The sequence below is a fragment of the Prevotella sp. HJM029 genome (assembly GCF_000599605.1).
Taxonomy (GTDB): Bacteria; Bacteroidota; Bacteroidia; order Bacteroidales; family Bacteroidaceae; genus Prevotella.
On sequence record NZ_KK082672.1, the window covers coordinates 109,677 to 121,737 of the forward strand.

Below are 12,061 nucleotides of genomic sequence, written 5' to 3' on the forward strand. Positions count from 1 at the left end.
GGGGTATATGGGCAAATACTATGCCATGAAGTCTTGCGTGGCAGTATTTCAGCTTTTCTAATTGACATGATAGGTGATGCCAGGAGCTGTTTTGATGAATGAGAGGAGTTTATGGGTAATGTCGATGGTGTGGCCTTTTGAGCGTAGCATGATGCTATCGTTGTGCTCAGGATCGAAGATTTGCACATAGAGTTGCACTTTTCCTGGCGTGTCTTCGATAAGGGTCGACAAATCTTCTGCCATGTCATCAGTGAAATCGTTGCTGTTGATGGAGAGTGTTATTTTCTCCAAGCGTTTCTCTTTTACGGTTTGCATGTATTGAATGTCTTGTACACGCAAGTCGTAGATGTTGCTATCGCGATAGCGTTGTTGACATTTTGCCGTGATATAGACGATGCAACCTTCACTTAGCATACCTCGCCAACGTCCCCATTCTTCTCCGAAAAAGGCCAATTCACCGCTACCTTCGAAATCCTCAATGGTAACAAAGCCACAAGGATTGCCGTTCTTTGTGAACTTTGATTTTACACCAGTGACGATACCTCCTAAGATAATACCATCTTTTTGAATGAGTGCTTCTTTCGTAGCAAGTTCTGTACAATGAGTATTACAGAGGTTGCGTAACACAATTTCATAGTCATCGAGTGGATGAGCACTGAGATAAATACCTACCAATTCGCGTTCGCGATTGAGGCGTTCGATGGTACTCCATCCCTCTGTTTTGGCGGGTATAGGGTGGGCAATCTCCACAGAACTACTGCCACCAAAGAGTGAATTCTGGGCTTCACGTTGTTCTTGTTGATAGAGTTGCCCATAGCGGATGAGAGTTTCTAAGAAAACATCATTCTTGGCACCTACCGAGAAATAGGCCTCACGTGGCAGCCCAAAGCAGTCAAAGCCACCGCTAAGAGCCAGCGATTCGAAAGCTTTTCGGTTGACACAGGTGTAGTCTGCACGCTCTGCGAAGTCGTAGATATCTTTGTAGACACCATTTCTCTCACGTTCGTTGACAATTGATTGTGCTGCAGCTTCGCCCATTCCTTTAATGGCCGATAAACCAAAACGTATCTCACCGTGCTTATTTACGCCAAAATCAGAGTAGCTTTCGTTCACGTCGGGACCTAACGTTGCAATCTTCATGCTTTGACATTCCTCCATCAGCTTGGTGATTTCCGTAATCTGGCTGAAGCGTCTTGTCATTAAAGCAGCCATGTATTGGGCTGGATAGTGTGCCTTCATGTAGGCCGTTTGATAGGCCACCCAGGAATAGCATGTGGCGTGTGATTTGTTGAAAGCATAGGATGCAAACTTCTCCCAGTCGCTCCAAATCTTTTCTAATATTTGGGGATCATGACCATTCTTTGAGCCTTGTTCGATAAATTTCGGCTTCATGGCGTCAACGATGGCTTTCTTTTTCTTACCCATAGCCTTACGCAGAGCATCACTTTCACCGCGTGTGAAGTTAGCCAACTGGCGTGAAAGCAACATCACTTGCTCTTGATAAACAGTGATGCCATAGGTGTCCTTGAGGTATTTTTCCATGCAAGGAATGTCGTAGGTGACGAGCGAAGGATCTTGTTTGCGTTTGATGAACTCAGGAATGTAGTCCATAGGTCCAGGCCGATAGAGTGCATTCATCGCAATGAGGTCTTCGAAAACAGTGGGGTGGAGCTCACGAAGATATTTTTGCATGCCTGGCGATTCAAATTGGAATGTGCCGATGGTGCGCCCCTGTTGATAGAGCTGATAGGTGAGTTCGTCGTCAATAGGGATGGTGTCGAGGTCGACTTCATCGCCCGTTGTTTTCTTCACAACCTTGCAAGCCTCTTTTAACTCAGAGAGTGTCTTAAGCCCTAAGAAGTCCATTTTTATCAGCCCTGTCGATTCAATCACGTGACCATCGTATTGAGTGACTGCTGTTTTCAGTCCGGCAAAGTCGGGGTCATCAGCCGTAGAAACGGGTACCCAGTCGCTGATGGGGTTGCGGCAGATGATAAATCCACACGCATGAATACCCGTTCCACGTACAGTCCCTTCTAACATCTTGGCATATTTGATGGTATTTCGCTCGCGTGGATCCTGTGAAAATTCAGCATCGCGTAGCTCGGGTGTGCATTTAATTGCGTTGGTTAAATTCATCTTTAACCCATCGGGCAAGCGGTCGGGAATGGCTTTGCAAAGTGCATTCGACTTGTCGAGCGGTAACCTTTCCACGCGCGCCACATCCTTAATGGAATTCTTTGTAGCCATGCTGGCGTAGGTGATGATGTGAGCACAGTTGTCATGACCATATTTATCCATGACCCAGCGCAGTACCTTTCCCCGCCCATCGTCATCGAAATCGGTATCAATATCAGGTAAATTCACACGGTCTGGATTGAGGAAACGCTCAAACAGCAAATCGTATTTCAGTGGATCAATCTTGGTGATTCCTAAACAATAGGCCACAACCGACCCTGCAGCTGAACCACGACCAGGCCCAACCATCACACCTAATTCATTGCGTGCGGCTGCGATAAAATCTTGCACAATAAGGAAGTAGCCCGGGAAACCCATCGTCTTCATCACGTGAAGTTCAAAGTTGATGTGCTCTTTCACGTTGTCGGGCAACGGGTCGCCATAAAGCTTTTTGGCACCATCATAGGCTAATTTGGCTAAGTAATCAGCTTCAAATTTGATGCGATAAATCTTTTCATATCCACCCAAGCGTTGAATCACCTTCTCACCTTCTTCAGGTGGAAGTTGATTCTCACCATTCTCATCCGAGGTAAACTCCTTGTAAAGATCTTCCTCGGTGAATTTCTTTTCCCACTCCGCTTCCGTTCCAAACTCTTCAGGAATGGGGAAAAATGGCATGATAGGACCATGGTCAATGCTATAGATTTCCACCTTATCTAATATGTCCAAGGTGTTGGTTAGTGCCTCGGGCACATCCGAAAAGATAGCATTCATCTCCTCTTTGGTCTTAAACCATTCCTGCTTACTGTAGCGCATTCGTGTGGGATCATCGAGATCTTTCCCTGTCGAAAGGCATAAAAGGTGGTCGTGTGCTTCGGCTGTTTCCTTATCTTCGAAGTGCACATCGTTGGTGCAGATGAGCTTGATGCCATATTCTTTGGCAAACTGCATGAGCACATGATTTGCTTTTTGTTGCAGCGGAAAAGCTTCACGATTAGCCAAAATCGTAGGGTCGGTAACCTCATGGCGTTGCATTTCTAAATAGAAATCATTGCCAAAAACACGATGATACCATTCGCAAGCCTCACGTGCACCATCAAGGTCATCATGCAAAATCTTCGAAGGAATTTCGCCTGCAATGCAGGCCGAGCAAATGATTAGCCCCTCATGATATTTCTCTAACTCCGTTCTATCGGTACGTGGACGATAATAATAGCCATCAATCCACGATTTGCTCACCAATTTAATAAGGTTTTTATAGCCCTGATAATTCTTGGCTAACACGATTAAATGGTAGCCCGAGTTATCACCATTCTCTTTGACTTTATCTTGCAACCGATGTCTTGCTACATACATCTCACAACCAATGATGGGCTTAAATGGCGCCAATCCTTCTGCTTTTCGCTTCTTGTTGATGCCTGCGCAATAGTCCACAAATTCTTTAATGCCAAACATAGCACCATGATCGGTGATGGCCATTCCTTTCATGTCATCGGCAATGGCTTTATCTACAAGCTTGGATATTTTTGATTGTCCATCGAGGATGGAATAATAAGTATGTACGTGAAGGTGGATGAAGTCGTTCATATTTGTCTATTTCGGTTTGCGAAGATACGCTAAAAACCGCGAAGGGCAAAATAAAACATGGTTTTTTATTTTCAATGTTTGCCCGAACAATAAAAAATAATTAACTTTGCAGGGCTTTAGCATTTTACTAATTTGCTATGATTAAAAGAATAAAGAAATTAAAAAAGATACGCATTCATCGCGAAGGTTCTAACACTATTGCTGCAGGCTTGATAGGTTTTCTAATCATAGCCTTTCTTTTGTTTCAATTAGAGACAAAAATTCCTTTTTGGCTATTTGTTGTTGTTTTCGGTGCTGTTTATGGCATTGTGCTCAATTTCTATCGTTGTCCTGTGCGTCGTTTCTCTGAAACCGATGAGACCGAAAAGATTGTTGTTGCACCTGCCGATGGCAAGATTGTTGTTATCGAGGAAGTTGATGAGCATGAATATTTCCATGATCGCCGCTTAATGATCAGCATCTTTATGAGCCTTTTCAATGTGCATGCCAATTGGTTTCCGGTGGATGGTAAAGTGAAATTTGTGAAACATCAAAATGGAAATTTCCATAAGGCATGGTTGCCCAAAGCAAGTGAAGAGAACGAACGCACCGATACAATGATTACTACGCCTGAGGGACAGGATATCTTGTGCCGGCAGATAGCAGGAGCTATGGCACGTCGCATTGTGACTTATGCAAAACCTGGTGAAGATTGCTATATCGACGAACACTTAGGTTTTATCAAGTTAGGTAGTCGAGTTGACGTGTTCTTGCCCATTGGTACAGAGGTTTGCGTGGAAATGGGACAAATCACCACAGGCGACCAAACTATTATTGCAAAACTGAAGTAATGAAGTTCAAAAAGCATATCCCTAACAGCATTACTTGTTGTAATCTCATTTCAGGATGCATTGCAACAAGCTATGCTTTTGCTGGCGATGCAAAAATGGCGTTGTTGTGGATAATTATGGGGGCTGTTTTCGATTTCTTCGATGGTATGTCTGCCCGTTTACTCCATGTTTCTTCGCCCGTGGGAAAAGAACTCGACTCCTTAGCCGATGATGTTACCTTTGGCGTAGCCCCTGCAACCATTCTTTTCAACGAGTTGGCCGTGTTGGAGTATCCCACGTTTTTAGAGCCTTTACGCGGCTATTTGCCCTATGTGGCTTTCCTCATGGCGGCTTTCTCGGCGCTTCGTTTGGCCAAATTTAACCTCGATGAGCGGCAGGCTACCTCATTTATCGGTTTGCCAACACCTGCCAATGCGCTTTTTTGGGGCTCGCTTTTAGTCTATAATCCCGCATGGATTGATGACAATTCTGGTGCAGTTTTCTTGCTGATTTCATTGATGTTGCTGAGCTGTTACTTGTTGGTGTCTGAACTGCCGATGTTTGCTTTGAAATTTAAGCATTGGGGATGGCGAGGCAACGAGGTGAAATATAGCTTTGCCTTGCTCTCGCTGTGTTGCCTTCTTTATTTCGGATGGCTCGAAGCTTGGTGGATTATCATTACACTTTATCTGCTCGCATCAGTGCTTCTACGCAAGCAAACGCAGCAAAAATCATAATTCAGGAGACTTTTGTTATGGCATTTTTGAAGTTTATCTTTGTCCTCTTCATCGTCCTTTTCGCATTTGTCTTATTCACGGCATTACGCTTCTTGAACACTTTTCGGCAAAATGTCAATCGCTTTCGCCGTACGATGAATGATACAAATGCGCAGCAACGCACGAACTATAGCAATCGTGAAGGGGTCATTGATACGCGTGCTCCAGAAGAGGCGCAAAAGAAAATATTTAAAAAGGACGAAGGCGAATATGTGGATTATGAGGAAGAGAAGTAATCCTAAGTAGTGTTTTTAATGCGATTATTTTGCCCTTTCCTCAAAAGTTTATAACTTTGCACCCGATGTTCGTTTACGGCATCAACTTTCTAAATAGAAAATAAGACGTGTTACAATGATAGGAGTTATGCAAAATTATAAAACTTTTAACAGCTTTTATTTGGTAGAACCAAATAAAAGTGTAACACACACACACACACACACATTCTGTCCGTCTAAGTCTTTGTGCAAAGGCGGTAGCGGTGCACGTGAGCTATCTGTATTCTTAGGCATCTGCAAGGCGTTTTCAACACGCTTCGCAGATGCTTTTTGTGTAATAAGAAAAAGTATAAATTATTAATAACTCTAAATGAGTCATTATATTAATCAAACAAAATGAAACAAAAGAAAATTTACGTAGTGCCTACGAGCAGTGTGATTCACATGCAAATAGAGGGGCATCTATTAGACGAAAGTCGTCCAGAGGCTATACCTGGAGGAGGGAATGGCGGCCATGTAACTATTGAACGTCCACCCGAAGATGGCGACGACACGGATATCTCTGGTGCGAAACGTTGGACGGGTGTGTGGGGAGAAGAAGATTAATCTTCCCATCCGATGTATGTATAACGAAAGATTTACAAAGTAAAAATGAAAATAATGGACTTCAAGTATACGTTGCTACGGCATGCTTTTCCTTTGACGGCTGCATGGTTGACCATGGGATGGGTGTTGTTAGCATGTTCAGACAAAGATATTAATACAGCCGATTCTGAAGGGAAGGCGCTGGTAACCTTTTCAGTTTCTGAGAAACAAGATGAAGCACAGGCGAGTGTAAATGCTGGTCAACCGATGACGCGTGCAGCTTTTGCCCATCAATTGGCTCAGCAAGACCTCACTCCTGAGGATCTCGTATCTCAGAAACTACCTGTGCAAGGCAAGGCCAGTGCTGGGATTTGTTTGATAGAGAGCACACTACCTGGTGTACCCTCGCAACGTGAAACCACAGCTCCAACACGTGCAAATATCACCGATTTGAGCACCTTGGGGAATTTCTCTACTACGGCGTTCTATGGCTCATCCGACACGAGTCTTGAACCTTGGTTCTATGATAAGGATACGCGGCCAGCAGGTACACTCGTAACACCTATCTATTGGGATTGGATTAAGAACCATGGTTGCTTCTATGCGGTTTATCCTAAGCCCTATAGCAAGCTGCAACTCTCACCTTCCAGCTACACGGGTACGCCCTATGTGAATATTGAAGTAGAGCCAGATGTAAAGAATCAGAAGGATTTGATGACAGCTTGTTCTGGGATAGTTCACACCACGATTGGCGCAATGAATGCCACGGCACCTCGCACTGACCTCACTTTCCGCCATGCCATGACAGCTGTGCGCTTCAAAGTGGGGCAGAACCTTTCGTATAGCCGTCACATCACTAAGGTTGAGATTGTGAATGCAAAGAGCAAAGGCAAATATATTTTGCCCAACGACATAAACCATACGGGTGCATGGGATGCAGCTTCCATCTCTACTCCTACTACGTTTACCCTTGGTGGCGATGGTACAGTAGATGTAAGTACAACAGCAGCTGTGGGCAACATCATCATGGGCGACAACGGCGATAACTATGTGTTCTACATGATTCCGCAGTCACTCACAGGTGTGCAAGTAAAGATTTATTTCGATGGCAACAATACAACCCCTGCTATTACTGCTGACCTCAGAGGGCAATGGAAGCCTGGCATGACAAAGACCTATTCGTTGTCTCAGAACACATCCGATTGGCGGTATCAAATAGATGTGGAGTCGCCTACAGATGCTGAATATAGTGCAACAGCAACAGGCAACTACAAGATACAAAGCTATCGTAAAGACCCCACATCAGGAACGCTGCAGGCTGTGCCTTGGGAAGTTGTGGGCTATGACACTGACGGCGATGGTACCTTCTCGATGAGCGAACCACTTCCAAGCTGGTTTACTGGACTGACCGTGACCAATGGCAATGGCAGCATAACTCCAGCAGGTGAAACGGGCGTAGCTAACTTAGTGCCTGTTTCTGCAACGGAAGATAAATTGGCAGCGTTGAATGCTGCACTAAAGCAGAATCCTAAAGGTTCGGCTTCAGACTATTACGATTTATCAACCCATGATATCAAAGGCAACGTTACACCGCGCAACACCGCCAACTGTTATATCATCTCCCATCCGGGATTTTATAAGATACCTTTGGTGTATGGCAACGCCATCCAGAATGGGGCACCAAATTCTAAGGCCTATACCTATAAAGGCAATCTGAGCGACCCCAACATCGCTTATGTGTTGCAGCATTTCAAAGATCATGACAATCAAGACATCACCGACCCATGGATTGAGAGGACCAATACTTGGACCAACAATGGTGTGAACGATGCCAAGGTGGTTTGGGCGGATGAAGCCGGGCTTGTGCAGTTTGGTGCAACCAAGATTGTGCACGATGCCAACTATAATGCCTTCGTGCAGTTCGAAGTACCCGCAGCGAACATTAAGAATGGCAATGCCGTTATCGCCGTGATGAAGAATGGCACAGTAGTATGGTCTTGGCATTTGTGGTTTACCCATGAAGATGCCCTCAATACTATCACCTGCACGAATTATCAAGACAAAAACTATAGGTTTACGGAAGAAACATTAGGTTGGAAATATACCACTTGGATAGGAACCAATTATATTTCGCCACGCAGCATCAAGGTAAAGGTTCGACAAACAAAAGGGCAGATTGATCCAGCAACACGTGCTGAGGGGATTGTTACCATTACACAGAAACCAGGTAGTGTTTCCCAATTAGGCACCACTACGCTTTATCAGTGGGGACGCAAAGATGCATTCCCTGGAACAGACGATAATTTAGTGGGCACTTTCAATAGGGATGCAGGAGATAATATGTCTATCCCAAATGGTATTCAGCATCCAGAGAATTTTTATACAAGGGGTTCTTCGTGGGAGAACAATCCCCCTACGGGTTACGCTTGGTATAACCTGTGGGCAAGTAATAACACCGTAACAGGACATAATGATAATTATGTTGTCAAGACCATCTATGACCCTTGTCCGGTAGGTTTCAAAGTTCCTGCATCGAATGCCTTCACTGGCTTTGTAAGCGGTGGAGTGGATGGTGGAGATCCGAACGGCACATGGCATGATGGTTGGTACTTCAATAATAAACTTACCAATCCCACTACTACTATTTTTTTTCCGACATCGGGCTCCCGTAGTCTTGTAGATGGTGTGTTTTATACCCTAAACAATGAATGTGTATATTGGACGGCCATTCCTGACGCAACGCCCAATAGTTGCGCTTTGGACCTCTCTGAATATGTAGTGTATCCATTGAGCTTTCTCTACCGTTCTTACGGCTTCAGTGTTCGCCCAGTAGCCGATCTCAAAACAAGTGTGAAACTGAAGATGCCAGGTTCAACCGAAGATGTGTGGGAAGGAGATAAAGAGGTTGACGCAGGAGAAATTGAATTCTAAAAAAGCAAGCAAAAGTATATGAAACATAAAATGATAGCAGTGCTCTGCATGGCTGGCCTCATGGCTTTGGGCGCATGCAGTAGTGAAGAAGATTCAGTGCAAGAAAAATCGAATCATGGCAAGATTGCACTCGATGCCAGTCACTTCTCGTTTACCGAGGAGGAATATGATGCCGACCAAACGATGGCACATGCCAAGTCACGTGCTGTGGTTGCAACGCCCCAACCGAAGACCATTGATTTGGGCGACGACATCTTTGCCGAAGTGAGCGTAGAGACAGGAACGGACATGCCTAAGACGCGTGCCACCAAACCTCTTAGCGATGGGCAATATACTATCTGCGCCTATGATGCCGACCATTATCGGCAAGGTGAACTCACCGGCACGGTCAGTGGTGGCGTCTTCACAAGCACTGACCGCATGTTGCTCGACCCAGACGTATATGATTTTGTATGTTACAATAGCACCGTGATTCCATTAGAGATGGATGATCCACACCATATCAGAAGCTACGATTATTTGCAGGTTGAGAATGGAATGGATAACCCGATGATGGGCTTCTCACCAGCTGTGAATATTTCGGGCGACGAGTATTTCGTACCATTCCACATGAAGCATAAAGCCATGCGTGTGCGGCTGAAGATTATTTCAGAACCCGAGGTAGGCGATAAGGTTAGTGCAACCATCATGGTTACCCCAGTAGCAATAGGTACTGGGGGGTACTGGCGTACTATTATGCAGATATTTCAGCGTTGGGATGGTACTGAATATAGTGCTTCTTTGACTAATGCAGATTATGCTCATTTCAATGATATTCCGAGTACAAAAACAGCTACGGGTGGCGAATACCTGTCCTCGTATGAGTATCTTATGCCACCAGGCGGTACATGGAATTATCTCAATAGGTGCTCTATCCGTTTCGACAAAGGCGAAATCTTTGGGCGTTCGTTGGTAGGCAAGACGATAGACCTTTCGACAGCCACTTTCCCTGCAGGCTACACCGAACAAGAGAACTCAACCGTCACCATCAAAGTGAAAATAAAAGTGCCACCCCACTATCTGTTCCAAGATGGCACAGTGGGCACCTTTGCTAATAGGGGAACGCGCACGCCGATAGGCCTTGTGGTGACCGAGAAGGTCGGAAGCAATCCGGGATTGGCGGCCGCACTGAATGTGTTATCTGCACCCTTGCAATGGGAGAACGAAGTTCATGGAAACTCGGGTGACTCCTATCAGAACAACACTGTGTGCTATCCCACGCCAACAGCAGGTTTGGCCGACATGAACGGCTACAACTGGACATGGGATGGCAGTAGTAGCCTCGACGGAAAGGTGCGTGCTAACGAGGCGTCTAAATATCCGGCCTTCTATGCCGCCGCCCACTATAATCCTGGCGTGACGGTGACGGGTGCAAACGTGGGCAAATGGTTTATGCCGAGTTTTGGTCAGTTGGTGAAGGCATTGCAGCTCACAGCTCCCGATTATAAGATTACAGATGCTACCTCAGGCATGAGTCCGTGGATGCGCGCCTTAGGCACTTATTCTGACTCGGAAGCTCCTCGGAAATTGGATCGTTGCTTGATTGTAGGCGGAGGAACAGGCTTCCATGGTATAAGCTCTGGCTTCATACAAACCAGCACACAGGTTGACGGAACTTCTGCCTTTCGGAAATATCAGCCTACAGCGATTATTATTTCTGAACTGGGGTTCAATCAAATATTTGTCACGTGGAAAACGATGATGAATGGTAATGTATGGCCTTTCGTAGAGTTTTAATATAAATGGAGCGTAGTCGCCCACCGTGTTCAACCTGCATTTTGCAAAATGGTGAGAACGGTGGGTGGGAGCATTGATAACAAAAATGAGAAAATGGTTGAGATACGGGTGTGTCTCAACCATTTTCGATAAAAACAAGCGAGATACCGGGGGAGTTTCACTCATTTTTGATAAAAACACACGAGATGCCGGGGGAGTTTCAAATAAAAATGCTACCTTTGGGTTGATTAATAATAAATTTAATATTTAAAATTTTGAATTATGCAAATCAAAGCAATTAAAAAACCTTTGCTCCAGCACTTGGAGCATTATCAGTTTGCTAATCACTTGCTCACCATGGCCAAGGAGGCAAACGTGGAGAAATTAACCGCTGTGTTGAAACCTTTGGAAGATGCCTTCAAGGACGAGGACGAGGCGATGTTTCCCAAGAAGGGAAACGAGATGAATGCGCAGCTGCGCGAGTTGGACGACCGCCGCGACAAGGCCTACTATTCGTTGCAACATGCCGTGGACGCGGGCCTCTACAGCGAGGAGGCGGCCGAGTTGGAGGCTGCGAAACGCATCGACGAAATCATGAAACGCTATGCCGGTGTGGCCACGATGAACTATGACAAGGAGACGGGTGGGCTGAAAAACTTGCTGGCCGATTTGGCTGAAACCGAGGCCGCAAAAGCCGTGAAAGTGCTGCATGCCGAGGGGGCCGTGAAGCGCATCGGCGACCACAACAAGGCGTTCGATGAGGCCTTCCGTGGTCGGTTTGCCGGCGACAAAAAGCTGTTCGACATGAAAGCGCTGCGCCGTGTCACCGACAAAGCCATCGACGCCGTGGTGCGCCGCATCGATTCGTTGGACGACCTCGAGCCGTCGGCAGCCATCACCGCCTTGATCAACCGCTACAACCAGTTGGTGGACAACCGCCACACGCTGCTCAAACAGCGCGAAACGTCGAATGCAAAGGCCAATGCGGCGAAGATTGAGGAGCAACGCAAGATGCTCACCCCGCTGTTCGATGATTTCGCAAAGATATTGGGTGTGGCGGGCGAAGCGGTGCATTATTCGGGTGAAAACCGCGGGTCGGGCACTTCAAAATGCTATCGCCTGACCATCGATGGCCGCGCAACCAGCGTTTGGGCAAAGGTGAGCCGCAAGAAATTGGTCGAGGTGGCCGAGAAGGATTTGCCGAAAGCATCGTCAAACAAAAAGC

General features: G+C 45.9%; 8 protein-coding genes. 7 read left to right on the top strand and 1 reads right to left on the bottom strand.

The features are described 5' to 3' along the window. Positions 1–57: 57 nt before the first annotated feature. Positions 58–3,765 carry a DNA polymerase III subunit alpha gene (gene dnaE / locus X919_RS0111465; RefSeq protein WP_028900235.1) on the bottom strand — a complete coding sequence of 1,236 codons (3,708 nt, stop codon included), beginning with the start codon at positions 3,763–3,765 and terminating at the stop codon, positions 58–60. 137 nt (positions 3,766–3,902) lie between these two features. On the opposite strand from dnaE, the gene X919_RS0111470 reads away from it, so the two are divergent. From X919_RS0111470 to X919_RS15355, 7 genes are all read left to right on the top strand, one after another. Beyond that, positions 3,903–4,595, top strand: coding sequence for a phosphatidylserine decarboxylase family protein (locus X919_RS0111470; RefSeq protein ID WP_028900236.1), 693 nt, complete (start codon positions 3,903–3,905; stop codon positions 4,593–4,595). Further along, positions 4,595–5,311, top strand: a complete 717-nt coding sequence (gene pssA / locus X919_RS0111475) for a CDP-diacylglycerol--serine O-phosphatidyltransferase (RefSeq protein ID WP_028900237.1) — start codon at positions 4,595–4,597, stop codon at positions 5,309–5,311. Before X919_RS0111470 ends, pssA begins: the two co-directional genes overlap by 1 nt. A gap of 17 nt (positions 5,312–5,328) precedes the next feature. Beyond that, positions 5,329–5,586 carry a DUF4834 family protein gene (locus X919_RS0111480; RefSeq protein ID WP_028900238.1) on the top strand — a complete coding sequence of 86 codons (258 nt, stop codon included), beginning with the start codon at positions 5,329–5,331 and terminating at the stop codon, positions 5,584–5,586. Between the two features lie 375 nt (positions 5,587–5,961). After that, positions 5,962–6,171, top strand: coding sequence for a hypothetical protein (locus X919_RS0111485; protein ID WP_036917938.1), 210 nt, complete (start codon positions 5,962–5,964; stop codon positions 6,169–6,171). Between the two features lie 45 nt (positions 6,172–6,216). Next, positions 6,217–9,081: a fimbrillin family protein gene (locus tag X919_RS15350; RefSeq protein WP_051502521.1), complete on the top strand. Its 2,865-nt coding sequence runs from the start codon at positions 6,217–6,219 to the stop codon at positions 9,079–9,081. 18 nt (positions 9,082–9,099) lie between these two features. Beyond that, the gene (locus X919_RS0111495) at positions 9,100–10,857 is read left to right on the top strand and encodes a hypothetical protein (RefSeq protein WP_028900240.1); all 1,758 of its coding nucleotides are present in this window, start codon (positions 9,100–9,102) and stop codon (positions 10,855–10,857) included. Between the two features lie 261 nt (positions 10,858–11,118). After that, a partial coding sequence (locus tag X919_RS15355) for a DUF6261 family protein (protein WP_081759469.1) occupies positions 11,119–12,061 on the top strand: 943 nt, incomplete at its 3' end.